The sequence below is a fragment of the Xanthobacter dioxanivorans genome, assembly GCF_016807805.1.
Lineage (GTDB): Bacteria > Pseudomonadota > Alphaproteobacteria > Rhizobiales > Xanthobacteraceae > Xanthobacter > Xanthobacter dioxanivorans.
In genome coordinates this window covers 742,591-766,629 of sequence record NZ_CP063362.1, presented here as the reverse complement: position 1 = coordinate 766,629, position 24,039 = coordinate 742,591, and the positions used below count along the sequence as shown (strand labels likewise).

26 protein-coding genes are annotated in these 24,039 nt (G+C 69.6%); 22 read left to right on the top strand and 4 right to left on the bottom strand.

The features are described from left to right. The first annotated feature begins 94 nt into the window (after nucleotides 1-94). From EZH22_RS03610 to EZH22_RS03580, 7 genes are all read left to right on the top strand, one after another. On the top strand, nucleotides 95-1,549 hold the full coding sequence (locus EZH22_RS03610) for a 4-hydroxyphenylacetate 3-hydroxylase family protein (RefSeq protein WP_203194412.1): 1,455 nt from the start codon (nucleotides 95-97) through the stop codon (nucleotides 1,547-1,549). Then, complete coding sequence (locus EZH22_RS03605; RefSeq protein WP_203194411.1) at nucleotides 1,546-2,061, top strand: flavin reductase family protein; 516 nt, start codon at nucleotides 1,546-1,548, stop codon at nucleotides 2,059-2,061. The genes EZH22_RS03610 and EZH22_RS03605 overlap by 4 nt, the downstream gene beginning before the upstream one ends. A 10-nt stretch (nucleotides 2,062-2,071) precedes the next feature. Then, nucleotides 2,072-2,491 carry a RidA family protein gene (locus tag EZH22_RS03600; RefSeq protein ID WP_203194410.1) on the top strand — a complete coding sequence of 140 codons (420 nt, stop codon included), beginning with the start codon at nucleotides 2,072-2,074 and terminating at the stop codon, nucleotides 2,489-2,491. A 368-nt stretch (nucleotides 2,492-2,859) separates the two neighbouring features. Beyond that, a complete protein-coding gene (locus EZH22_RS03595; RefSeq protein WP_203194409.1) occupies nucleotides 2,860-3,903 on the top strand; it encodes an ABC transporter substrate-binding protein in 1,044 nt (347 codons plus the stop codon). Between the two features lie 301 nt (nucleotides 3,904-4,204). Next, nucleotides 4,205-5,056, top strand: a complete 852-nt coding sequence (locus tag EZH22_RS03590; RefSeq protein ID WP_203194408.1) for an ABC transporter permease — start codon at nucleotides 4,205-4,207, stop codon at nucleotides 5,054-5,056. Continuing rightward, nucleotides 5,056-5,889 (top strand): ABC transporter permease, encoded by an 834-nt coding sequence (locus EZH22_RS03585; RefSeq protein WP_203194407.1) that lies wholly within the window; start codon nucleotides 5,056-5,058, stop codon nucleotides 5,887-5,889. The genes EZH22_RS03590 and EZH22_RS03585 overlap by 1 nt, the downstream gene beginning before the upstream one ends. Then, nucleotides 5,879-7,027, top strand: a complete 1,149-nt coding sequence (locus EZH22_RS03580; protein ID WP_231711284.1) for an ABC transporter ATP-binding protein — start codon at nucleotides 5,879-5,881, stop codon at nucleotides 7,025-7,027. Before EZH22_RS03585 ends, EZH22_RS03580 begins: the two co-directional genes overlap by 11 nt. Before the next feature lie 79 nt (nucleotides 7,028-7,106). On the opposite strand, the gene EZH22_RS03575 is transcribed toward EZH22_RS03580, so the two are convergent. Then, nucleotides 7,107-7,760: a DUF1028 domain-containing protein gene (locus EZH22_RS03575; protein ID WP_203194406.1), complete on the bottom strand. Its 654-nt coding sequence runs from the start codon at nucleotides 7,758-7,760 to the stop codon at nucleotides 7,107-7,109. 38 nt (nucleotides 7,761-7,798) lie between these two features. On the opposite strand from EZH22_RS03575, the gene argE reads away from it, so the two are divergent. The 8 genes from argE (at nucleotide 7,799) to leuB (ending at nucleotide 14,949) form a co-directional block, all read left to right on the top strand. Continuing rightward, nucleotides 7,799-8,977, top strand: a complete 1,179-nt coding sequence (gene argE, locus EZH22_RS03570) for an acetylornithine deacetylase (protein WP_203194405.1) — start codon at nucleotides 7,799-7,801, stop codon at nucleotides 8,975-8,977. Nucleotides 8,978-8,987: 10 nt separating this feature from the next. After that, nucleotides 8,988-9,419, top strand: a complete 432-nt coding sequence (locus EZH22_RS03565; protein WP_203194404.1) for a GlcG/HbpS family heme-binding protein — start codon at nucleotides 8,988-8,990, stop codon at nucleotides 9,417-9,419. A gap of 109 nt (nucleotides 9,420-9,528) precedes the next feature. Further along, nucleotides 9,529-10,770: a bifunctional glutamate N-acetyltransferase/amino-acid acetyltransferase ArgJ gene (gene argJ, locus EZH22_RS03560; RefSeq protein WP_203194403.1), complete on the top strand. Its 1,242-nt coding sequence runs from the start codon at nucleotides 9,529-9,531 to the stop codon at nucleotides 10,768-10,770. Between the two features lie 80 nt (nucleotides 10,771-10,850). Further along, nucleotides 10,851-11,525, top strand: a complete 675-nt coding sequence (locus EZH22_RS03555) for an SIMPL domain-containing protein (RefSeq protein WP_203194402.1) — start codon at nucleotides 10,851-10,853, stop codon at nucleotides 11,523-11,525. Further along, on the top strand, nucleotides 11,522-11,941 hold the full coding sequence (locus tag EZH22_RS03550; protein ID WP_203194401.1) for a (deoxy)nucleoside triphosphate pyrophosphohydrolase: 420 nt from the start codon (nucleotides 11,522-11,524) through the stop codon (nucleotides 11,939-11,941). The genes EZH22_RS03555 and EZH22_RS03550 overlap by 4 nt, the downstream gene beginning before the upstream one ends. Nucleotides 11,942-11,951: 10 nt before the next feature. Then, on the top strand, nucleotides 11,952-12,806 hold the full coding sequence (gene yddG / locus EZH22_RS03545; RefSeq protein WP_203194400.1) for an aromatic amino acid exporter YddG: 855 nt from the start codon (nucleotides 11,952-11,954) through the stop codon (nucleotides 12,804-12,806). A 30-nt stretch (nucleotides 12,807-12,836) separates the two neighbouring features. Then, complete coding sequence (locus tag EZH22_RS03540; RefSeq protein WP_203194399.1) at nucleotides 12,837-13,688, top strand: SDR family NAD(P)-dependent oxidoreductase; 852 nt, start codon at nucleotides 12,837-12,839, stop codon at nucleotides 13,686-13,688. Nucleotides 13,689-13,836: 148 nt separating this feature from the next. Then, entirely contained in the window at nucleotides 13,837-14,949 is a 1,113-nt protein-coding gene (gene leuB, locus EZH22_RS03535; RefSeq protein WP_203194398.1) for a 3-isopropylmalate dehydrogenase, read from the top strand. Between the two features lie 171 nt (nucleotides 14,950-15,120). On the opposite strand, the gene EZH22_RS03530 is transcribed toward leuB, so the two are convergent. Beyond that, complete coding sequence (locus EZH22_RS03530; RefSeq protein WP_203194397.1) at nucleotides 15,121-15,462, bottom strand: rhodanese-like domain-containing protein; 342 nt, start codon at nucleotides 15,460-15,462, stop codon at nucleotides 15,121-15,123. Nucleotides 15,463-15,784: 322 nt separating this feature from the next. On the opposite strand from EZH22_RS03530, the gene EZH22_RS03525 reads away from it, so the two are divergent. The 3 genes from EZH22_RS03525 (at nucleotide 15,785) to EZH22_RS32790 (ending at nucleotide 18,648) form a co-directional block, all read left to right on the top strand. Continuing rightward, on the top strand, nucleotides 15,785-16,105 hold the full coding sequence (locus tag EZH22_RS03525; RefSeq protein WP_203194396.1) for a glycine zipper domain-containing protein: 321 nt from the start codon (nucleotides 15,785-15,787) through the stop codon (nucleotides 16,103-16,105). Nucleotides 16,106-16,351: 246 nt separating this feature from the next. Continuing rightward, nucleotides 16,352-17,320, top strand: a complete 969-nt coding sequence (gene meaB, locus EZH22_RS03520; protein WP_203194395.1) for a methylmalonyl Co-A mutase-associated GTPase MeaB — start codon at nucleotides 16,352-16,354, stop codon at nucleotides 17,318-17,320. Nucleotides 17,321-17,568: 248 nt separating this feature from the next. Then, nucleotides 17,569-18,648, top strand: coding sequence for a cell wall hydrolase (locus tag EZH22_RS32790; protein WP_408647666.1), 1,080 nt, complete (start codon nucleotides 17,569-17,571; stop codon nucleotides 18,646-18,648). A 15-nt stretch (nucleotides 18,649-18,663) separates the two neighbouring features. On the opposite strand, the gene EZH22_RS03510 is transcribed toward EZH22_RS32790, so the two are convergent. Beyond that, nucleotides 18,664-19,281 carry a YqgE/AlgH family protein gene (locus EZH22_RS03510; RefSeq protein WP_203194393.1) on the bottom strand — a complete coding sequence of 206 codons (618 nt, stop codon included), beginning with the start codon at nucleotides 19,279-19,281 and terminating at the stop codon, nucleotides 18,664-18,666. Nucleotides 19,282-19,439: 158 nt separating this feature from the next. Between EZH22_RS03510 and EZH22_RS03505 the strand changes: the two genes are divergently transcribed. Then, nucleotides 19,440-20,282 (top strand): protein-disulfide reductase DsbD domain-containing protein, encoded by an 843-nt coding sequence (locus EZH22_RS03505; RefSeq protein WP_203194392.1) that lies wholly within the window; start codon nucleotides 19,440-19,442, stop codon nucleotides 20,280-20,282. A gap of 82 nt (nucleotides 20,283-20,364) precedes the next feature. After that, nucleotides 20,365-20,850 (top strand): peroxiredoxin, encoded by a 486-nt coding sequence (locus EZH22_RS03500; RefSeq protein WP_203194391.1) that lies wholly within the window; start codon nucleotides 20,365-20,367, stop codon nucleotides 20,848-20,850. Nucleotides 20,851-21,106: 256 nt separating this feature from the next. On the opposite strand, the gene EZH22_RS03495 is transcribed toward EZH22_RS03500, so the two are convergent. Beyond that, nucleotides 21,107-21,313 (bottom strand): YdcH family protein, encoded by a 207-nt coding sequence (locus EZH22_RS03495; RefSeq protein ID WP_203194390.1) that lies wholly within the window; start codon nucleotides 21,311-21,313, stop codon nucleotides 21,107-21,109. Between the two features lie 282 nt (nucleotides 21,314-21,595). Here EZH22_RS03495 and EZH22_RS03490 point away from each other — a divergent pair, with 282 nt between their 5' ends. Both EZH22_RS03490 and EZH22_RS03485 read left to right on the top strand, forming a co-directional pair. Beyond that, complete coding sequence (locus EZH22_RS03490; RefSeq protein ID WP_203194389.1) at nucleotides 21,596-21,775, top strand: YdcH family protein; 180 nt, start codon at nucleotides 21,596-21,598, stop codon at nucleotides 21,773-21,775. A gap of 205 nt (nucleotides 21,776-21,980) precedes the next feature. Continuing rightward, entirely contained in the window at nucleotides 21,981-23,813 is a 1,833-nt protein-coding gene (locus EZH22_RS03485) for an ABC-F family ATP-binding cassette domain-containing protein (protein ID WP_203194388.1), read from the top strand. Nucleotides 23,814-24,039 lie beyond the last annotated feature (226 nt).

Here is a 24,039-nt window from a genome sequence, read left to right as displayed (position 1 = left end):
CTTTTCGCCAGAGAGAAAATATTTTATCGATCCGAAGCGCGGCCCCACACTCTGCATCAATCCTAGGCATGGCCAATTCGGGAGCAGCCGCGCGATGATCAGGACCGGTGCCGCCTACAAGGAGGGCCTGCGCGACGGGCGCGAGATCTGGATCGACGGCGAGCGGGTGAAGGATGTCACCACCCACGCGGCCTTCAAGCCCATCGTCGACATCAAGGCGCGCATGTACGACCTCCACCATGCGGAGGCCACCGCCGCCGATCTGACCTATGTGGAAGAGAATGCGGTGCATTCCGTCTTCCACCAGCCGCCCACGGAGGAAGCCCACTGGCACGCCAAGCGCAAGGGCGTGGACATCCTGCTGAAGGACGTGGGCGGCGTGGTCACCCGCGTCGGCGACGAGACCATCGGCGAGATGTGGTCGCTGCAGGACGGGCGCGACATGCTCGCCGCCATCGATCCGCGCTTCGCCGCCAACATCGACAACCACATCCGCCGCGTGGTGGAGGAAGACCCCTTCCACGTCTCCGCCAACACCGACCCCAAGGGCGACCGCTCCCGCCACATCTCCGAGCGCGACCCGGACATGATGGTGCACGTCACCCGGGAGACGGACGCCGGCATCATCATCCGCGGCGCCAAGTACGAGACCGCCGCCGCCTATGCGGACCAGGCCTATCTCAAGCCCACCGTGGGTGCCTGGACCGACGAGACGGAGAGCGACTACGCGCTCGGCTGCATCGTGAAGATGGGCGCGCCCGGCGTGAAGCACATCTGCCGCTCGGGCTTCGCCGGCAAGACCAGCCCGGCCGACTATCCCCTCGCCAACCGCTATGACGAGGTGGACACGCTGGTGGTGTTCGACGACGTGCTCATCCCCTGGGAGGACGTCTTCTTCTACCGCTACACCAGGGCGGCCCAGTTCGTGCGCGGCACCCTGCACCGCTACTCGGCCTATCCTTATGTGCTGCGCCTGCTCTACGTGGCCGACATGATGATCGGCGCGGCCCTGTGGAACGCCAAGCAGACCGGCCTCGACAAGCTGCAGTCGGTGCAGGAGAAGCTGGCGGACCTCGCGGTCTACCGCGAGGGCATCAACGCCCACCTCACCGCCTCCATCGCGCTGGCCGAGAAGAGCCCGGCGGGGCTGCTGATGCCCAACCAGTCCATCCTCTATGCCGGGCGGGTGCTCGCCTGCTCGCAGCTTCCGGCCATGATGCACGCCACCCGCGAGCTGATCGGCGGCCAGATCTGCGTCACCCCCAACGTGGCGGCGTTCGAGGCCGAGGGCACATCGGACTGGCTGAAGAAGTTCTACACTCTCAACGACAACTGGGAATCGGAGGACCGGCGCAAGCTGCTCGCCTTCGCCCGCGACCTCGTCTCCTCCGACTACGCCGGCCACCGCCTCGCCTTCGTGCAGTTCGCCCAGGCGCCGCACTTCAACCATCTGGCGGCGGTCTACAAGAGCTTCGACTTCGAGGGGCCGCTGGACTTCGTGCGCAAGACCGCGGGCCTGTCCGACAAGGTCAAGGGGTCGCTGAAATGAGCGGGCCGCACGGTCCTGCCCCGCTTGATGCGGCGGCCTTCCGCAAGGCCATGCGGCGCATGGCGGCCGGCGTGGCGGTGATCACCACCGACGGGCCGGCCGGCCGGGCCGGGATCACTGTCTCCTCCCTCGCCTCTTTGTGCATGGAGCCGCCCTCGGTCATCCTGTGCATCCACGAGAAGAGCGCGGCCTTGGCGGTGATCGAGCGGAACGGCGTGTTCGTGGCCAATGTGCTCGCCCACCACCAGTCCCTCGTGGCGGATGCCTTCGCCGGCCAGGTGCCGCGGTTCCGCGACGACAAGTTCGCATCGGCCGAATGGCACGCGGCGGCCAGCGGCGCGCCCGTGCTCGCCGGCGCGCTCATGAGCTTCGACTGCCGGCTCGCCGCCCACCATGCCTATGGCACCCACCGCATCGTGGTGGGCGAGGTGCACGCCGTCCATGGTGTGGAATCCGACGCCGAGCCGCTCCTCTACGCCAACCGCGCCTACCGGCGCCTGTCCGCCGCATAAGGTGTCCATCGTGACCACACACATCCGCATCCGCGCCTTCAACACCAAGGACGCCTATCCCGAGCAGAAGCTCGACAACGACGTGTGCATGGCGGTCCGCGCCGGCAACACCGTCTACCTGCGCGGCCAGACCGCCATGGACCTTGACGGCAACATCGTCGGCGTGGGCGATGCCGCAGCCCAGGCGGAGAACGCCATGGCCTGCGCCAAGGTGCTGCTGGAGGAGGCCGGAGCCAGGCTCGAGGACGTGGTGAAGATCGTCATCTACATCACCGACCGGGCCTATCGCGAGCCGGTCTACCGGGTCGTCGGCCGGTGGCTGAAGGGGGTCTATCCGGTCTCCACCGGGCTGATCGTCCAGGGCCTCGCCAAGCCGGAATACCTGATGGAGATCGACATCATCGCCGAGATCCCCGCCGACCGGGCGTGAGCGCGGCGGGTGCCTGTGGTGCGCCGGGCCGATCTTTGCGGCACGCCGCATCATGTGCGTGACGCGTTCCGCACGCCGTCATCCCCCGGCGTGACCGGTGGACCCGCTCCGCGGCCGGGTCGCTGCTCCAGGCCAGTCGGGGCATGGCGGCAGTGAAGCCGCAGACTTCTCATCCTCGCGCCGCCATCGGCGCGGGGAGTGGTTGTGCTTAATAGAGTAATAAAAGATAATTTTATTCTAAAATACTTTAAAATCGCAACTTTTCTGTTTCATTGTCGAGCGTCTCTACGTATTCTTACGTAAGATCTCGTGCCGGATGTGGCCAGCATAATCAACCGCCGCAAAGGCGGATCCAGAGGAGAACAGGAATGAAAGGCAAACTGCTTGCGCTCGGAGTAGCGCTGGCCGCCCTCGCGGCGGGTTCCGCGAGTGTCCCTGCGAGCGCCGCGGAGAAGCTGGTGGTGAGCACGTGGGGCGGTAGCTTCCGCGACCTCATCGCCGAGACCATCGCCAAGAAGTTCACCGCCGACACCGGCGTGGAGGTGGAATACATCACCGGCGGCACCATCGACCGGCTGAACAAGGCCAAGCTCGCCAAGGGTTCGCCGGAGAGCGACATCACCTTCACCACGGCGCATGTGGGCTGGCTCTACGCCACGGACGGCCTGTTCGAGGAGCTCGACCTGTCGAAGGTCCCCAACTCCGCCAGGCTGGTGCCGCAGGCCAAGGTGAGCCCCTATCACATCGGCGCCTGGGCCTATGTCTACACCATCGGCTACCGGCCGGACCTGACGCCCAAGACCATCACCTTCTCCTCCTGGGCCGATCTGTGGAACCCGGAGCTGAAGGGCATGCTCGCGGCGCCTGACTTCGACCCGAGCCACATCATCGCGGTGTCGGCGCTGCTGGCGGGCGGCTCGCCGGCGGACTGGCAGAAGGGCGAGCAGAAGCTCCTGGCGCTGAAGCCGAACTTCAAGGCCTTCTACACCAACGATGCCAACTCGCAGCAGCTCATCGCCACCGGCGAGACGCCGGTGCAGATCATGCTGTCCATGAACGCCTACTACATGATCGGCCAGGGCGTCCCGATCAAGCTGGTGATCCCGAAGGAAGGCGGCGTGCTCGGCATCGACACCATGGCGATCATGAAGGGCTCCAAGAAGCAGGAACTGGCGCAGAAATTCATCAACACCGCGCTCGATCCCGAGGTGCAGGGCCAGATCGCCGAGCTGAAGAAGGGCTCGCCTACCGTGCTCGGCGCCAAGGTTTCCGCCGAGACCGCGAAGCTGCCCGGCGTCTTCACCACCGCCGAGCAGTGGGAGAAGGAGACCATCATCATCGACCACAAGCTCCGCGCGGAAAAGACTGCCGAGTGGCGCAAGTGGTTCTCGGAGAACATGATCGCCAAGTGAAGCGCCAAGTGAAGCGTGAGGTGAAGCGGATGCGCCGCGTGCCCCGGCCGACTGAAGCGAAGCGGAAGGAGAGCCGGGGCCCAGCGCGAAAGTCCGCCGAAGGCGCTTCACCCTGCAAAGGCGCGCAGCGCTTTTGCCTGCTGCGCAGGGGTTTTCACTGGGTCCCGGCTCGGCGCTTCGGCTCCGCCGTCGCTGGTCCGGGACGCGCCGGCCCTCCTGTTCCCCTTGTCTCCTGTTTTCTGTCTTCCAGTCTCTGGCTTTCCCGTTTCTTGCCACCCGATGAGCCGGCAGGTCGAGCTGAATGAACAAGCGCCCCTTCCTCGCCCTCTTCGTCGCCCCGGCGACGCTGGCGGCCCTCGCCTCGGCGGCGGCGCTGGCGGCGATCCTGCAATATGCCTTCCGCGCCTACGTGCCGGGCTCCCTCGACCCCGGCGGCTTCACCCTCGCCAATTTCGAGGCGCTGCTGCGCCCGCTCTATGCGCAGGTGTTCGCGCAGACCGTGTGGATCTGCCTGCTCACCGCCCTCATCACCCTCGTGGTGGCCTATCCGCTGGCGTTCGCGCTGGTGCGCACGCGCCATGCCTTCCTGAAGTCCTTTCTCTTGATCACCGCGGTGACGCCGCTGTTCCTCGGCGAGGTGGTGCGCACCTATTCGTGGATCATCGTCTTGGGGAACACCGGGTTCATCAATTCCATCCTCGTCGGCCTCGGCCTGGTGGAGCGGCCGGTGCAGATGATGTTCACCACCTTCGGCGTCGTGGTGGCCCTGGTGCACGTGACGCTGCCGGTGATGGTGATCATGCTCGCCGCCGCCCTCTCCCACATCGACCAGGACTATGAGAAGGCGGCCATCTCGCTGGGCGCCGGCCCGGTGAAGGCGTTCCTCACCGTCACGCTGCCCCTGTCCCTGCCGGGCGTGGTGGCGGGGGTCTCCACCGCGTTTGCCTGGACCTTCTCGGCCTTCGCCACGCCGCAGATGATCGGCGGCGGGCGGGTGAGCATGATCTCGACGCTGGTCTACCAGCTGGGATTTGCCTCCTTCAATTTCCCCTTCGCGGCGTCCCTGTCCATCACCGGGCTTGCCCTCACCTTCGCGGTGCTCGCCATGGCGAAGCAGGCCATCCGCCCGCTGGAAAAGATCGGAGCCCACTGATGCGACGCCGTCTCATCCCCGCGCGCATCGGCGAGCGCCTCCTGAAGGTCGCCGGCTGGAGCGTGGTGTCGCTCATCGTCGCCTTCATCATCCTGCCGGCGGTGGTGGTGGGCATCTCCGCGTTCAACGACCGCGCCATCCTGTCCTTCCCGCCGCAGGCCTGGTCGCTGCGCTGGTTCCAGCGCGCCTTCTCCTACCGGGACTTCTCCGAGGGCTTCCGCAACGGCCTCGTCATCACCGCGTTTGCCTCCACCATCGCCCTGTGCGTGGGCGCCGGCTTCGCCTTCGCCCTCGATCGCTACACGTTTCGCGGCAAGGCGGCGCTGGAGGCCATGCTGACCTCGCCGCTGGTGATCCCGCATTTCACCATCGGCCTCGGCTTCCTCATCCTCGCCGCGCAGATCCACGCCACGCGCACCTTCGCCCTCGTCATCGTCTGCCACGTGGTGCTGGTGCTGCCCTTCGTGATGCGCTCGGTCTATGTCTCCCTGCGCAACCTCGACGCGCGGCTGGAGCTCGCCGCCGCCAGCCTCGGGGCGCGGCCGGGCCGGGCGCTGGTGACGGTGACGCTGCCGCTGCTCTTGCCGGGCCTGTTCTCCGGCTGGCTGTTCGCGGCCATCCTGTCCTTCAACGAGTTCACCGCCTCGCTGTTCGTCACCGCCCAGGCGACGCAGACCCTGCCGGTGGCCATGTACAATTATGTCCGCGAATATGCCGACCCGACGCTCGCGGCGCTCTCCGTCATCTACATAGCGGTGACGGCGGGCCTGCTCATCCTCGCCAACTCCTTCCTCGGCCTCGGAAAGGTGCTGAACGTTGAGCATGCCCGCTGAACGCCGCGACCCGCCGGAGCCCGGCTCCGTGCCCGCCGTGCCCTCGCCCGCCGCCCGCAAGGTGGGCGTGCAGATCGACGGCGTCACCAAGCGCTTCGGCGATCAGACCGCGCTGCACGAGGCGTGGCTGAAGATCGCCGAGGGCGAGTTCATGACCCTGCTCGGCCCCTCCGGCTGCGGCAAGACCACCCTGCTCAACCTCATCGCCGGCTTCCTGGAGACCGACGGCGGCGAGATCTTCATCTCCGGCCGGCTGATGACCGAGACGCCGCCCTATGACCGCGAGATCGGCGTCGTCTTCCAGAACTACGCGCTGTTCCCGCACATGAGCGTGGCGAAGAACGTGGGCTACGGCCTCAGAATGCGCGGCGTGCCCCGGCGCGAGATCGAGGCGCGGGTGGCCGAGGCGCTGGCGCTGGTGAAGCTTTCGGCCTTCGGCGACAGGAAGCCCCGGCAGCTCTCCGGCGGCCAGCAGCAGCGGGTGGCGCTGGCCCGCGCCCTGGTGATCCGGCCCAAGGTGCTGCTGCTGGACGAGCCGTTCTCGGCGCTGGACAAGAATCTGCGCGGCGCCATGCAGGTGGAGCTGAAGGAGATCCAGAGGAAGCTCGGCGTCACCACCATCTTCGTCACCCACGACCAGAGCGAGGCGCTCTCCATGTCCGACCGCATCGCGGTGATGTCGGACGGGCGCATCCGCCAGGTGGGCACGCCCGACGAGATCTACCGCCGGCCGCTGGACCCCTTCGTCGCCTCCTTCGTGGGCGACGTGAACGTGCTGCCGGCGCGCCTGGAGCGCCGGCTGGGCGATGTGGCCACGGTCGCGGTGGCCGACGGGCGGATGCAGGTGGGGGCGCAGACGCTGGACGGCGTGGCGCCCGGCGCCGCGGTCGATCTCTTCGTGCGCCCGGATGCGGTGCGTGTCGCGGAGGGGGAGGGGCTCGTTGCCGGCACGGTGGCGACCCATGTCTATCAGGGCTCGCACGTGGACGTGCTGGTGGATGTTCCCGCCGCCCGCGGAGGCCGGATCACCGTCCGCGTCCCCGGCCACGACGCGCCCGGCCGCTGGCCGGCCGGCACCCGCGTCATTCTCGATTTCGCCGCGGAGGATGCGGTGGCCTTCGCGTCCGATGCGCGGTGAGCGTCCCTGCGCCGGCATCCGGCGCAGGGGCTCGCCGCGGGCGGCCCTGTCGCCTGTCCTTGGAACGGGGCGCCAGCCCTCAGAAGGCGGGCGCCACGGCAGGGGTGCGGGCGCGGCTCTCGAAGGCGGCCTGCTCGGGGGCGTAGCGGTCCCACAGGGCGCGCAAGGCGGCGATGGGCGCCTCGTGCCAGTCCACGCGCAGGTCCACCACCGGCCAGTCATAGAGGCGGGCCACGTGCAGGCCCGCCGCGTGCTCGTCCCCGGTCTCGCCGCCGGCGGCGAGACCGGCCTCCAGGCCGCGCAGCAGGCGTTCCGCCAGCGGCAGTCCGGCATCGGCGAGGAAGGCGTCGCGCATGGCCTCCGGCACCTTTGCGTGGGTGAGCAGGTTGCCCAGCGCGATGCATCCGGGCCCTTCCGCCACGGCGGCGATGGGAAGGGCCTGCTCCCCGGAGTGCCAGGCGACCTGCCCGTAGCGATCGATGACGCTGGCCTGCCGAAAAGCCGGGTCCGGCGTGCCGGCGAGCAGGGTGGCGAGCACCCCGCCGGCGCCGATGCCCTGCCGCAGCAGGGACAGCCCCGCCGGGCCGAGGGCGGGGTCGGTCACGTTCTGCGTGGTGACGAGGCCGAGCGGGCCAACCCAGGCGCAGCGGCTGGCCACGCAGATGCTGGACGAGGTGATGGCGATGCCGAAGGCGCCGGTTTGCGGGCAGCGGGCGGCGATGGAATAGGTCATTCCCAGCTCCTTTTTCTTTATTTCCTAGCGAGCGCAAAATGAACAAGCAAGCCTCGACGGAAGAAATACTTGGAAAACTTGTATCTATTCCATCGATTACGGATAGGGCGAATGAAGATGTGGTGGCCTATATCGCGCATGTCGCCGCGCCCTTCGCCCGCGTCCGCCGGCTGCCGAACGCCGCCGGCGACCGGACGGCGCTCCTGATCTCCGTCGGCCCGGACGAGCGCCCCGGCATCGTGCTGTCCGCCCACACGGACGTGGTGGCGGTGGCGGGCCAGCCCTGGACCAGCGATCCGTTCGCCCTCGACGTGCGCGAAGGGCGGCTTTACGGCCGCGGCACGTCCGACATGAAGGGCTTCGTCGCCTGCGTCCTCGCGGCGCTGCCGGCCTTCGCCGCGGCGCAGCCGCAGACGCCGGTGCACGTGGCCCTGTCCTATGACGAGGAGATCGGCTGCAAGGGCGCGGGCGACCTCGTGGCGGCGGTGGCCGCGCTGCCGGCGCGCCCGCTTGTGTGCATCGTCGGCGAGCCCACCGGCATGAAGGTGAAGCGCGCCCACAAGGGCAAGACCGGCTGGCGGGTGACGGCGCGCGGCCGCACCGGCCATTCCGCCCTGCCGCACCTTGCGGTGAACGCCGTCACCGCGCTCGCCCGCCTCGCCGCCGGCCTGGCTGACCTTGCGGACGACCTGAAGGCGGGCGCGCGGGACCACGCCTTCGACCCGCCTTATGCCACGCTGCACATCGGCTCCATCCATGGCGGCGGCGCGCTCAACGTGGTGCCGGACCGGGCGGTGATGGAATTCGAGCTGCGCTCCATCCCCGGCAGCGACACGCCGGCGGTGCTGCGCAGCATCGATGCGATGCTGGATGGGGCCCGCGCCGCGCTGAAGGCACAGGCACCGGAGGCGGACCTCATGGTCGAGGAACTGTCCGCCTATCCGGCCCTCGCCACCGCCGCCGATGCGCCCGAAGCCGCCATGGTGGCCCGCCTCACCGGCGACAATGCTCCGCCGGGCACCATCGCATTCGGCACCGAGGCAGGACTTTACGCGGAAGCAGGCATACCGACATTGGTGTGCGGCCCCGGCGACATCGCCCGCGCCCACAAGGCCGACGAATGGGTGGGGCGCGACGAGCTCGCCGCCTGCGACGCCATGCTGGCCCGCCTCGCCGACCTTGTCCGGCGCCCCGCCGCCGACTGGATCACCGCCTGAGAGGGAACCCATGACCGACGAAAAAACCGCCCTCACCCGTCCCGCCGCCAAGCTGACCCATGCCGGCGCGCTCATCGCCCTTCAGGCGGCGGTGCGCCGAGCCGAGGCCATGGGGGTGCCGCAGAACATCACCATCGTCGACGAGGGCGGCAACCTGCTCGCCTTCATCCGCATGGACGGGGCCAAGCTGCTGTCGCGCGAGACCTCGCTGTCCAAGGCCATCAGCGCCGCCTCCCACCGCCAACCCACCAGCCGCCTCGATCCGGCGCTGGAGGTGAAGCTCGCCATCGCCTCGGGCGGGCGGCTCACCAATCTGGAGGGCGGCTTCCCCATCATCCTCGACGGGATGTGCGTGGGCGGCATCGGCGTCGGCTCGGGCAAGGGCAGCGAGGACGTGGAGGTGGCGCAGGCGGCGCTGGCCGCGCTGGGCGCGCAGGTTTAGCCGGCGCGGGGCGGGTTGAGGGCATGTGAGCGCGAGAAAGCGGCCATCGCCCTTGCCTTGGCCATGAAGCTGCGGCACACCGGGCGCGCCATCACCTGGGGACCGTGCCATGTCGTCGACCATCTCCCCTCTCGCGCCCAAGATCGTGCCCGACATGCCGCCCGTGCCCGGCGTGGGCTTCACCACCGCCGCCGCCGGCATCCGCTACCAGGGGCGGACCGACGTCCTGGTCATGTCGTTCGTGCCGGGCACCACGGTGGCGGGTGTCACCACAAGGTCCCTGTGCCCCTCGGCGCCGGTGGAGTGGTGCCGCGAGGTCCTGAAGAAGGGCAAGGCGCGCGCGCTGGTGGTCAATTCCGGCAATGCCAACGCCTTCACCGGCAAGACCGGTCGGGAGTCGACCCGGCTCACCGCCCAGATCGCCGCGGCCGCGCTGCTCTGCAAGTCCTCCGAGGTGCTGCTCGCCTCCACCGGCGTCATCGGCGAGCCTTTGGATGCCACCAAGTTCGACGGCGTGCTGACGGAAGCCGCCGGCCGCCTCATCGACTGGGCCTGGATCGACGCCGCCCGCGCCATCATGACGACCGACACCTTCCCCAAGCTCGCCACCGCCCAGGTGCTGCTGGGGGACGTGCCGGTGACCATCAACGGCATCGCCAAGGGCGCCGGCATGATCGCCCCCGACATGGCCACCATGCTCTCCTTCGTCTTCACCGACGCGCCCATCGCCGCCGACGTGCTGCAGAAGCTGCTGTCCAAGGGGGTGAAGAACACCTTCAACGCCGTGACCATCGACGGCGACACCTCCACCTCAGACACGCTCCTGCTGTTCGCCACCGGCGTCGCCAAGAGCCGTGGCGCGCCGGTGATCAAGGATGCCGCCGACCCCCGCCTCACCGCCTTCCGACGGGCGCTGGAGGACTTGCTCGCGGACCTCGCCGAGCAGGTGGCCCGCGACGGCGAGGGCGCGCGCAAGCTGCTGCGCATCCAGGTCAACGGCGCGGTGTCGAAGAAGTCGGCGCGGCGCATCGCCATGTCCATCGCCAACTCGCCGCTGGTGAAGACCGCCGTGGCCGGCGAGGACGCCAATTGGGGCCGGGTGGTGATGGCCGTGGGCAAGGCCGGCGAGCCGGCCGACCGCGACCTCCTCTCCATCTCCTTCGGCGACATCCGCGTCGCCCACGACGGCGCCCGCGACCCGGACTATGACGAGGCCGCCGTCTCCGCCTACATGAAGAACGACGTGGTGGACCTCACCGTCGACCTCGGCCTCGGCCGCGGCTCCGACCGGGTGCTCACCTGCGACCTGACCAAGGAATACGTGACGATCAACGGGGATTATCGCTCGTGAGGCAATTGGCTCTCGGGCTGGCGCTCGCGCTGGCGGGGACTGGCGGGGCGTCGGCCCAGCAGGCCGGGTCCCCGCCGGTCGTGATCGAGGTGACCGGTTCCGCCATCGTCACGGTCGCGCCGGATCAGGCGACGGTTCCGGTCACGGTCGTCAGCACCGAAGAAACCTCCAGTGCTGCCAGCGCGCGCACCGAGCGCGAGGTGGCGCGCCTCGTGGCGTTCATGAAGACTTTGGGGGCGGTGGAGGAGGATATACGGGTGGAGCCCATCCGGGTATTGCCGAAGGGACCCCAGACCTACCCCCTCGTGAGGGACGAGAAGCCGGGTGACGCTACAGCCACGGGGCCGGCGCCGGTAAAAGGCTTCCAGGCGAGCAGCCAGATCCAGGTTCGCTTCACCGATCTCGCCAAGGCGGCGCAATTCGTATCCCAGGCCCGCGACAACGGAGCCAGTGGGGTCAATGTGGTCCGCTATAGCGTCGGAGACCCGGCGAACGGGGCGGGCAGGGCCCGGCAAGCCGCCTTCGATGCCGCGCGGCAAAAGGCCGAGCGCCTCGCCCTGATGGCCGGGCTGAAGCTCGGGCGTGTCATCCGAATCTCCATGCCGAGCCGTGATTTGCTCGCAGCTATGGCCGGGATGAACCGGTCCACGGACAGTCCTCAAACGGACGATGTCATCCGTATCGAGGCTAGTGTGCCGAAGGCGAAATCCGTCGAGGTGCGCGCTTCCCTCGACGTCGCCTGGGCCGCCGAATGAACGCCGCCCCCCTCAAGATCACCCTCGTCGCCGCCTGCGCCCTCGTGGACGGCGACAACCGCGTGCTGGTGGCGCAGCGGCCGGAGGGCAAGGCGCTGGCTGGCCTGTGGGAATTCCCCGGCGGCAAGGTGGAGGCGGGCGAGCGGCCGGAGGCGACGCTGATCCGCGAGCTCGACGAGGAGCTTGGCATCACCGTGAAGGAGGCTTGCCTCGCCCCCCTCACCTTCGCCAGTTACCCCTACGAGACCTTCCACCTGCTGATGCCCCTGTGGATCTGCCGGCGCTGGGAGGGGGGCATCCAGAAGAAAGAGCATCAGGCGCTGCAATGGCTGCGCCCGGCGCGCCTGCGCGACCTTCCCATGCCGCCGGCGGACGAGCCGCTCATTCCCGCCCTCATCGACCTCCTCGGCCCCTGATCCTGTCCCGATGACCCCCGCCGTCGCCACGCGCACCGGCCTTCTCGCCATCCTGCTGTGGGCGACGCTCGCCGTCCTCACCGCGGCGACGGGGCGGGTGCCGCCGTTCCTGCTCACCGCGCTCACCTTCGCCATCGGCGGGATGGTGGGCGTGGCCGCCGCCCTGGCGGGGCCGGGGCTCGGCGTGCTGGCGCAGCGCCCGCTGGCCTACCTGCACGGGGTGGGCGGGCTGTTCGGCTACCACTTCCTCTATTTCGCCGCGCTGAAATGGGCGCCGCCGGCTGAGGCCGGGCTCATCAACTATCTGTGGCCCCTGCTCATCGTGCTGCTCTCGGCCCTGCTGCCCGGCGGCGGGCTGAAGCGCGTCCACGTCATCGGCGCCCTGCTGGGCTTCGCCGGCACGGTGGTGCTGCTGCTCGGCAAGGGGGGCTTTGGCGGCATCGAGGCGCGTTATGCGCCGGGGTATCTGGCCGCCTTCGCCTGCGCCTTCATCTGGTCGTCCTATTCGGTGGCCTCGCGCTTCTTCGCCCATGTGCCCACCCAGGCGGTGGCCGGCTTCTGCCTCGTCACCGCGCTGCTGGCCGGCCTGTGCCATCTGGCCTGGGAACAGACCATCTGGCCCGCCGGCGTCGGGGAATGGGCGGCGGTGGCCGCCCTCGGCCTCGGGCCGGTGGGGCTGGCCTTCTATGCATGGGACGTGGGGATGAAGCGCGGCGACGTGCGCCTGCTGGGCGTCGCCTCCTATGCCGCTCCGGTGCTATCCACCTTGCTTCTGGTGGCGACGGGCTTCGCCGCCCCGTCCTGGTCGCTCGCCGCCGCCTGCGCCCTCATCGTCGGGGGAGCCTTCGTCGCCACCCGGCGGTAAGGCTCCCCGTCCCGTTCAAGGAGAAGAGCCATGAGCCATCCCGCTTTGGCCGCCGGTTCCGTCGCCGTCATCACCGGCGGCGCCTCCGGCATCGGCCTGGCCGCCGCGACCCGCTTTGCCGGACGCGGCATGAAGGTTGTGATCGCCGATTTGCCCGGCGCCAAGCTCGACGCCGCCGCGGCCCACCTCGCCACCCTCGCCACGAACGGGGCGGCGGATGTCCTCGCCGTGCCCGCCGACGTGAGCCGGCCGGAGCAGGTCGAGGCGCTGGAGCAGGCGGTTTCCGCCCGCTTCGGCGGCACGGATGTGCTCATGAACAATGCCGGGGTGCAGCCCGGTAGCGCCCTGTTCGGCCCGCTGGAGACCTGGGAGAAGGTCATCGGCGTGAACCTGTGGGGCATCATCCACGGCTCGCGCGTGTTCGGTCCGAGGATGATCGCCCGCGGCACGCCCGGCCTCATCGTCAATACCGGCTCCAAGCAGGGCATCACCACCCCGCCGGGCGATCCCGCCTACAACGTCTCCAAGGCCGGGGTGAAGGCGTTCACCGAGGCGCTCCAGCACGAGCTGCGCAACACCGAGGGCTGTCGCGTCAGCGCGCATCTGTTCATTCCCGGCTTCGTGTTCACGCCCCTGGCGGCGGGCGGGCGGAGCGAGAAGCCGGCGGGCGCGTGGACGGCGGAGGAGACCGTCGACTTCATGCTGGGCCGCGTCGAGGCCGGCGACTTCTACATCCTCTGCCCGGACAACGACGTGCCCCGGGCGCTGGACGAGAAGCGCATCGCCTGGGCCGCCGGCGACCTCATCGAGAACCGCCCGCCATTGTCGCGCTGGCACCAGGACTATGCGGAAGCCTTCGCCGCCTTCGTGAAAGGGGCCTGAAGGCGCTCCCCGCGCCATCCATCGGCGATCGACCCTTGCCATCGTTCCGGCGAGGCCGTAGCACTCCGCGCCGGAACTGCCGCCTTAAGGGCGGCTCAAGACGGCGCGATGCCGCGGACATTTCAGAACGACCCCAAGGATCCGACCCATGGCCACGCACAAGCTGCTCCTTCTCGCCGGCGACGGCATCGGCCCCGAAGTCATGGCCGAGGTGAAACGGGTGGCCGCATGGCTCGACCAGGCGGGCCTCGCCTCCTTCGCCATCGAGGAGGACCTCGTCGGCGGCTGCGCTTATGACGCGCATGGCGCCGCCATCTCCGAGGCCGCCATGGTCCGCGCCAAGGCGGCGGACGCGGTGCTGCTCGGCGCCGTGGGCGGCCCGAAGTGGGCGAGCGTGCCGTATGAAGGCCGCCCCGAGGCCGGCCTGTTGCGCCTGCGCAAGGACCTGCAGCTGTTCGCCAATTTGCGGCCGGCCATCTGCTATCCGGCCCTGGCGGATGCCTCCTCGCTCAAGCGCGAGGTGGTGGAGGGGCTCGACATCCTCATCGTGCGCGAGCTGACCGGCGGCGTCTATTTCGGCGAGCCGAAGACTATCACCGATCTCGGCAACGGCCAGAAGCGCGCCATCGACACGCAGGTGTACGACACCTACGAGATCGAGCGCATCGCCGCGGTCGCCTTCGAGCTGGCGCGCACCCGCCGCAACAAGGTGACCTCCTCCGAGAAGCACAACGTGATGAAGTCCGGCGTGCTGTGGAAGGAAGTGGTCACCGCTTTGCACGAGCGCGCCTACAAGGACGTGGAGCTGGAGCACAACCTGGCCGATTCGCTGGCCATGCAGCTGGTGCGCTGGCCCAAGCAGTATGACGTGATCGTCACCGACAATCTGTTCGGCGACATCCTCTCCGACATCGCCGCCATGCTCACCGGCTCGCTCGGCATGCTGCCCTCGGCCTCGCTGGGCGCGGTGGACCCGGCCACCGGCAAGCGCGCCGCGCTCTACGAGCCGGTGCACGGCTCGGCCCCCGACATCGCCGGCAAGGGCATCGCCAACCCCATCGCCATGATCGGCTCGCTGGCCATGGCGCTGCGCTATTCCTTCAACCAGGGCGACGTGGCCGACCGTATCGACCAGGCCATCGCGGGCGTGCTCGCCTCGGGCAAGCGCACCGGCGACATCGCCGCGCCGGGCACCGAGACGGTGGGGACGCAGGACATGGGCAAGGCCATCGTGGCGGAGCTCGACGCCGCGACGGCGTGAGGCAAGAGGCTGCGAGGAAACGGGCCGCGAGGAAACGGGCTTCGAGGAAAGAGAACGGGCCGTCCGGGGCATCCGGGCGGCCCGTTCGCATTCGCGGCAGGCGCTTGCGCGCCCGGCTTCCGTCGGCGCAGCCGTCCGCCGCGCCGGGTGAAGGACCCTCGCAGGGCCGGCTCAGCCCCGCTCCACCTCGAAGCCGGCCTCGCGCCAGCCGATGATGCCGCCCTTCATATGCTCCTCGTAGGGTAGCCCCGCCTTCTGGGCGACGGCGGCGGCCTGCTGCGAGCGCTGGCCGGAGCGGCAGGAGAAGACCAGCCGCTTGCCCTGCGGGTCTGGCAGCGCCGCCGGATCGAAGCGGCTCAAGGGCAGGGTCTGGGCGCCGGGGATGCGCTCTGCCTGGATTTCATTGGGCTCGCGCACGTCCACGAGGAGGATGGTGCCGTCGGCGAGGCCCTGATGGACCTCGGCCGGGGAAAGATGCGTGATGGTCCCGCCGAAGGGGTTACGTTCGCTCATGAATGGGTTCCTGCCAGGAAGGCGCCGATCGGGCGGTGGAGCCTGCACCGAACGCCTTCGCGGATGCAAGAGCCGTTCCGGCACAGCAAGAGCCGTTCCGGCCCGGGGCTGCGCCGCTATCGCGCGCCCGCCGCCGTGCGCCATGGCCGCGCCGCAGCGCCGGGGCGCCCTTTACGAGGTCCTCCGGGGGATGCAGAACCAGCCGGCGAAACTGCATGACGCCCGAACGACCCGCTCATCTGGTGTTCATGTTGGCTTTGCTAGATCAACATCCATCGCAGCACGCCACCGGCCATCGTCGGTGGGTGCGGAAAGGGACACCATGACCATCCGTTCCGGCCTTGCCGCTCTCGCTTTCGCCGGCGTTGCCCTTGCCGGCACGCTGGTCCCGGCGCAGGCGCAGAACAATACCGCGGCCGGTGCGCTCATCGGCGGCACGGCGGGCGCGCTCATCGGCGGCGCCGCCACCGGCTCGGCCGGCGGTGTCGCGGCCGGCGCCATCATCGGTGGCACCACCGGCGCCATCATCGGCTCGCAGAACGACCGTCGCCGCGCTTACTATTTCTGGGGCAACAACGGTCGCTGCTTCCTGCGCCAGTCGAACGGCGCCGTGGTGCGGGTCAATCGCGGCAACTGCATGTGATCCCACCGGAAAAGAGCTGTTGATCGGTTCCGTTCCCCCGCACGGTTCCGATCAGTGGAAAGGCGTCGGCGCAAGCCGGCGCCTTTTTCCGTTGCGCGGCAGGCGCGGGGCTTCGCGCCTCCCCCGCCGTCCCGCCGCCGGGAGGGCCGGCGCTGGCCGGATGACGCGGTCTCCATCTTGGAGTTGGACGACGGTTCATCGCGCAAATTGATTCAATTTGCGCGGATCGCGCTCTAGATTGCCATCATGCCCGCCGAAATCCCCGCCGCCGCCCCGCCCGTCGCCCCAGCCGTGCCCGACCTTGCCACCGTGCAAGCCGGGGGAAAACGCGCCGTGGCGCGGGCCCTTGCCCTGGTGGAAACCGCCCGCGGCCGGCCGGAGCTGGTCGCCTTGCTCGATGCGGCGGCGGCGGCGGGCAAGGCCCAGGTGCTGGGCCTCACCGGTCCTCCCGGCGTCGGCAAGTCCACCCTCACCAACGCGCTGGTACGACGCGCCCGCGCCGCTGGCCGCACCGTCGCGGTGCTCGCCGTGGACCCCTCCTCCCGCCGCACCGGCGGGGCGCTCCTCGGCGACCGGGCGCGGATGAAGACCGATCCGGACGACCGCGGCGTGTTCATCCGCTCCATGGCGGCGCGCGACCGGCTGGGCGGCCTCTCGGATGATGCCATCGCCGCCGTGGTGCTGCTGCGCGCCGTCTACGACCTGGTGATCGTCGAGACGGTGGGGGTCGGGCAGTCCGAAGCCGACATCTCCCTTGTCGCCGACACCGTCGTGCTCTGCATCCAGCCGGCCTCCGGCGACAGCCTGCAATTCATGAAGGCGGGGGTGATGGAGCTGCCCGACATCATCGTCGTCACCAAGGCCGACATGAAGGAGGTCGCCCGCCGCGCCGCCTCCGAGGTGGCGGGGGCCCTGTCGCTGTCGGGTGGTGCGGGCGAGGGCTGGCGGGTGCCTGTGATTCGCCTCTCCGCCGCCACCGGGGAGGGGCTCGAGGCGTTCGACGCGGCCCACGACGCCCACCTCGCCTTCCTCGGCACCGACGGCCGGCGCGCCGCCTTGCGGGCGGCGCAGGCGGAGAAATGGGTGGAGGAGGCGATTCGTGTGCGCTTCGGCACCCACGGGCTTGCCCGCGCCCGCCGCATGGCCATTGCCGCAGCGAGCCCGTTCGCCCGCGAGGCGGAGCTCGCTCGGCGATTAACCTTCGAGCAAGGCTGATTGGACAATGCTCTTGCGTGTCGCAGCCGGGCAACGCCCGGAAGCCGCCGGTCCGGAGCGCAGCACGCCGGACGCAGGGCGGTTTCCGGCTACCCGGTCCGGGGACGGATGGCGCGGGCGGGTGGGTTTCACCTGACCGAATCCGCCTCCGAGGCGCCCCATTGGGGACATGAAGGCGCGTCAAGGGCAGGGCCATGGAATTTCGCCGGGATCGAGGGCGTGGGATCGGGCGTCTGGCGTCGCCCTTCTTGCTTGCCGCCGCTTTCGTCGCCGTGCCGCCGGCCGGTGCGGGGGCTGACAATGCGCCCGCGCGGCCGCCGGTCTCGGCCGGGCTCGGCATGCTCGTCGGCCCGGCCCGGGCACTGAAGGTCGCGAGCCTCGACCTGCCCCAGCCCATCGGCACGCAGCTACCCGAGGAAAGCCGGGCGGTCCTTTCGCCGCAGGCGGGCGGCGATGGCGCCGTCATCATTGCGCCGGCGCCGCAGGCGGCGGTGGGCGCCCCCGATCTCGGCCCGTTGCACCCGGCTTCGGGGCGGGCCTATCTCGAACTGGCCCTCGACCTGCTGCTGGAGCTGCCCTTCATCGAGGACCATGCGGCGACGGTGGCAGAAGGCGCCATCTTCGGTCCCGATCTCGGCGCCGTGCCCGAGGACCTGCCGGAGGAGACCGCCGCTGACGCGGGCGCCGGCGGCGGCGACGGCGCCTTCTTCCTTGATCCCGCCATTCTGTTTTCCCTGGACATGCGGCTGTTCCGGCCCGAGGGCTTCCAGCCGACGGGCACTGGCGGACCCGCCGGCACCCTCGCCCTCGCCACGCTTCCCTCCGGCCCGGGTGCCGCCGCCGAGCCGGCGGAAGAGCCGGAGCGCGAAGGGGTGTGGCCCTCGCCGGCCCAGCGCCTCAGCCTCGCCAGCGACCAGCTTGCGCGGGCCCAGAAATGCCTGGCCGAGGCCATCTATTTCGAGAGCCGCGGCGAGACCAAGCGCGGCCAGATCGCGGTGGCGCAGGTCATTGTGAACCGGGTGTTCTCCGGCTACTACCCGCAGGACGTCTGCGGCACGGTGTATCAGAACGCGCACCGGCACCTGGCGTGCCAGTTCACCTTCGCCTGCGACGATGTGCGCGACGTGGTGCGCGAGCCGGACATGTGGGTTCAGGCGAAGGAGATCGCCGCCGACATGCTGGACGGCAAGCTCTGGCTGACCAGTGTCGGCCGCGCCACCCATTATCACGCCTATTGGGTGCATCCGAGCTGGGTGCGCGAGATGCGCAAGCTCGACCGCATCGGCGTTCACACCTTCTATCGTCCGCGCCGCTGGGGCGAGGGCTGAGCGGGGACCCGCGGATCAGGCGTGGCCGGCGTCGCTGGAGAGCATGCCGGGATCAATGCCCAGCTTGCGCAGAGCGTGGTCGTATTTCGTTTCCACGCTGCCACCGAAGATGAGGTCGGTATCGGCCGGGCAATTGAGCCAGCCATTGGCCTGGATCTCGGTCTCCAGCTGCCCCGGCGCCCAGCCCGCATAGCCCAGCGCCAGCACGGCACTGCTCGGTCCGCGCCCGCCGGCGATGGCCTTGAGGATGTCGAGCGTGGCGGTGAGGCAGATGCCGTCGTCGATGGGCAGGGTGGAATTCTCGACGAAATAGTCCGCCGAGTGCAGCACGAAGCCGCGCCCCGTCTCCACCGGCCCGCCGCGCAGCACCTTGACCGTGCCGGCGCTCTTGGGCAGCAGGATGCGTTCGGCGGCGGGGATCACGTCGAGCTGGACCAGGAGGTCGGTGAAGTCGATATGGCTCGCCGGCTGGTTCACCACGATGCCCATCGCCCCTTCGGCGGAGTGGGCGCACATGTAGATGAGGGTCCGGGCGAACTGCTCGTCGCGCATGGTCGGCATGGCGATCAGCATCTGCCCGTCGAGGAAGCTCGACCCGCCGCCTGGGACGTTGGGGTTCTGGCTCGCAATCATGCCAAAAGCGTACCGCGCATCCGTCCGTTTGGGAATGCATTTCGCGGTGCAGCGACGCCTCGGCGGAAGCCGGGCGGGGGCGAGCGGGCGGGGGGCTCACACGCTTGTGCACGCCGCAGGCTTTGCGCTCGGCGCCGGGAGGGGCTACCGGCTGGGGCATGATCAACCCGCTCAACCCGCCAAATCTGCGTGCCGGCGCACTCGTCCTCCTCGCCCTTCTCCCCGCCGCCGCTTTGGCCGGGCCGTCCAGCACGGCCAGCATGCCGGGCGCGGAGGTGCAGCTTCTGGCGGGCGCCGTGGCGGGCGGCGTGCTGGAGGCAGGCATCGAGATCCGCCTCGCGCCCGGCTGGAAGACCTACTGGCGTTATCCCGGCGACAGCGGCGTGCCGCCCACCCTCGCCTGGACGGGATCGCAGAACGTGGCGGGCGTGGAGATGGCGTGGCCGTCGCCCAAGCGCTTCTCCGACGGGGCGGGGGGCTTTTCCATCGGCTACAAGGGCAGCGTGCTGTTTCCGCTGACCGTGCGCCTCGCCGAGCCGGGCCGGCCGGCGCGACTGGTGGTCTCGTTTGATTTCGCGGTGTGCGAAAAGCTGTGCATGCCGGCCAAGGCCGACCTTGCCCTCGACATCGCGCCGGAGGGCGGCGCCGATGGCGCGCGCATCCTCGCCGGCCGCGCCAGCGTGCCGGAGCCGCGGGCCTTCGGCGCCGCGGACAGCCCGTCCGTGCAGAAGGTGGAGATCGACACGGCGGCGACGCCACCGCGCCTCGTCGTCGAGGTGCGGGCGCAGAACCCGAAGGCGGACCTCTTCGCCGAGGGGCCGGACGACCGCTGGGCCCTGCCCCTGCCGCAGAAAACCGCCTTGCCGGACGGCGGCGCCCGCTTCCTCATCCCGCTGGACGGGGTGCCGAGCGGCGTCTCCCCCGCCGGCGCGCGCCTTCTGCTCACGCTCGTGGACGGGCCCAAGGCGGTGGCCACCGAGGTCACCATCCCGGCTCCGTGAGGAGGCCGGCGCGCTTTCCTCCCCGGTAAAAGCCCGTATTGTCGGCGCGGGGGCGCGACAGCCCCAGACTGCGGAGAAAACGATGCCCATCTCGGTCGGCGACAAACTGCCCAACGCCACCTTTCGCGTTCCCACCGAAGACGGACCGGTGCCGAAAACCACGGACGAGATCTTCGCGGGCAGGAAGGTGGTGCTTTTCGCTGTGCCGGGCGCCTTCACGCCCACCTGCCACAAGAACCACCTGCCGGGCTACGTGCACGAGGCCGACGCCATCAAGGCCAAGGGCGTCGACGCCATCGCCGTGGTGTCGGTGAACGATCCCTTCGTCATGGGCGCGTGGGAGAAGGCCTCCGGCGCCGACGGCAAGATCCTGTTCCTCTCTGATCCGGACGCCGCCTTCTCGACCGCCCTCGACCTGACCTTCGACGGCTCGGCCGCCGGCCTCGGCGTGCGCTCCAAGCGCTATTCCATGGTGGTGGAGGACGGTGTCGTGACGGCGCTCAACGTGGAGGACGTGCCTTCCAAGGCCGACGTCTCCGGCGCCGCCGCGCTGCTCGCGCAGCTCTGAGGGCAGCGGCGCCCGGCCAGCCGGCGCGGTCGGCGCAGGACGGCCGGGCCGTCCTGCGCGAAGACCCCCGCCAGGTCGCTCTTGCAAGGCCGCTCAGGCGCGCGCTTGCCAACCGGGGCTTGCCTGCCGGGTGGAGATGGGCGTCCGTCTCCGCCCGCTGCGTCCCCCGCAGGTGCGGGTCGAGGGCCGGATCCAGGGCCTGGACCCGGAGCCCGCGGGCCCCGGCCGCATCCCGGCGGTGCCGGGATGCGCGCCCTCAGGCGATGATGTCGGGAAAGAGCTGGTCCTCCACCTGGCTGATGCGGTCCTTGAGCTGCAGCTTGCGCTTCTTCAGCCGCTGCACCTGCAGCACGTCCGAGCCGGAGACCGCCGTCAGTGCATCGATGGCGGCGTCGAGGTCCCGGTGCTCCTGCTTCAAACGTTCCAGAAGGACCCTGAGATCCCGTTCCTCGTCGCTCGTCATGCCCACATCCGTCACTGGCCGGACGGCACCCCCGAGCCCGCCGCACGTGGCCACGCCGGAAAGCGCGGACCCGTCTGCGGGCAGGGGACCGCATCCCGCTTCCCGTACCCCTGAGGCACGAGGGCAGGGGGCCGCCCGCCATTCCCCCGATCGCTGATGACTATGGCACGGGCTTGCCGCGCTGCAAGATGGGAGCTTGCCGGAGACCTCAGAAAGGCGGTCGACTCTTCGTTGGCTCCATGACAGACTGAATGTCGTGTTGCAGACAGGGAGTGGCTCAGAATGTCCATCCAGTCGCACCTTCAGGAGCTGAAGCGGCGCCACGCGGCCATCGAGCAGGAGCTCAGCCGCGAACTTGCACACCCCGCAGCCGACCCCGTCCGTGTCGCTGAACTGAAGCGCAAGAAACTCGTCCTCAAGGACCAGATCACGAAGCTTCACGGACCCACCACCGTACATTGATGTCGTACGCGCGTTCCCGGCCGGGTGGCGAGGCCATCTGACCGTCGAACCCGTGTCGCCCGCGAACCTGCCGTATCCGGGCGTCCGTGCTTGGTGCCGGCAGGGCTTCGCCGGGAAGGATGTCAGCGAGGCGAAACGCGTGTGGCGGGGGTCGTCCGTGGCGAGTCCCTTTGCGTTCCGGCGCGGGGGGCTTTAATCGGGCGGCATGGCTCCTCCCCTCGTTCTCCTCCAGGATATCCACCTGCGCTTCGGCGCGACCCCGTTGCTCGACGGGGCGGAACTCTCCGTTTCCGCCGGCGAGCGGGTTTGCCTTGTCGGGCGCAATGGCTCCGGCAAGTCCACGCTGCTGAAGGTGGCCGCGGGGTTGATGCAGCCGGATTCCGGCACGCGCTTCTTTCAGCCCGGGACCACCGTGCGCTACCTGCCGCAGGAGCCCGACTTCTCCGGCCATGCCACCACCTTGTCCTATGTGGAGGCGGGGCTGGGGCCGGGGGATGAAACCTATCGCGCCCAGTACCTCCTGGAGGAGCTGGGCCTGACCGGGCACGAGGACCCGGCGCACCTCTCCGGGGGCGAGGCGCGCCGGGCCGCGCTGGCGCGCGTGATCGCGCCGGAGCCGGACGTGCTGCTGCTCGACGAGCCCACCAATCACCTCGACCTGCCGGTGATCGAGTGGCTGGAGAGCGAGCTGAAGGGGCTGCGCTCGGCCATCGTGCTCATCAGCCACGACCGCCGCTTCCTGGAGACGCTGTCGCGCGTCACCGTCTGGCTCGACCGCGGGACGACGCGGCGGCTGGAGCAGGGCTTCTCCGCCTTCGAGGCCTGGCGCGACGAGGTGCTGGAGCAGGAGGAGACCGAGCGTCACAAGCTCGACCGCAAGATCGTCGCCGAGCTGGACTGGCTGCGCTACGGCGTCACCGCCCGCCGCAAGCGCAACGTGCGCCGCCTCGGCCTGCTGCATTCCATGCGCCAGGACCGGCGCGAGGAGCGACGCGCCCAGGGCAACGTGAAGCTCACGGTGAGCGAGGCAGAGACCTCCGGCAAGCTCGTCATCGAGGCGAAGAACATCTCCAAGCGTTACGGCGAGCGGACGGTGGTGCGCGATTTCTCCGCCCGCATCCTGCGCGGCGACCGCATCGGCGTCATCGGTCCCAACGGCGCCGGCAAGACCACGCTCATCAAGCTGCTCACCGGCGAGATCGCGCCCGACAGCGGCACGGTGAAGCTCGGCACCAACCTGGAAATCGCCAGCCTCGACCAGAAGCGGGCGGCGCTGGATCCGACCACCACGCTCAAGGATGCCCTCACCGGCGGCGGATCCGACCAGGTGATGGTGGGGGGCCAGCCCAAGCACGTGATCGGCTATCTCAAGGACTTCCTGTTCACTCCTGACCAGGCCAACGCCCCGCTCGCCGTGCTCTCCGGCGGCGAACGGGGGCGGCTCATGCTGGCGCGGGCGCTGGCCTTGCCCTCCAACATGCTGGTGCTGGACGAGCCCACCAACGATCTCGACCTCGAAACCCTCGATCTGCTGCAGGAGATGGTGACCGATTATCCCGGCACGGTGATCCTGGTGAGCCATGACCGCGATTTCCTCGACCGCACCGTGTCGAGCGTGATCGTGGCCGAGGGCGACGGGGTGTTCCGCGAATATGCCGGCGGCTACTCGGACATGCTGAGCCAGCGTGGGCGCGGCGTGGAGGCCCGGGACCGGAGCGCGCCGGCGGCCAGGGGAAAAGCCACGCCGGCGACGCCCGGCGGAGCGCCGGCCAGGGGCGCGGCCGACCCGCAGAAGGACCGGCGCAAGCTCTCCTTCCATGATCAGCACGCCTTGAAGACCCTGCCGAAGACCATGGATGGCCTGCGGGCGAAGGTGGAGAAACTCGCCGCCCAGCTCGCCGATCCGCAGCTCTACGCCCGTGATCCGGCCGGCTTCCAGAAGACCTCCGCCGCCCTCACCGAGGCGCAGGGCGCCCTCGACGCTGCCGAGGAGGAATGGCTGCGCCTCGAAATCCTGCGCGAGGAACTGGAGGGCTGACGCTCCCATGCCGGGATCAGCCATCCTTTCCGTTTGCCGGTGCGCAGGACTGCCGTCGGCGTGGTCGAGCCGATGAAGGCCGGCGGCTGACGGCGCGCGGCGCGGCAGGCGCCGGCCGGCCCATTTCCCTTACGCCAGGTTTTTCCGTGCAGCGGTTCCCACATCCTATTTCACATGATAAGCATGATGCATGTGAAATATGCATTTCACCACTTGTGTAATGTAT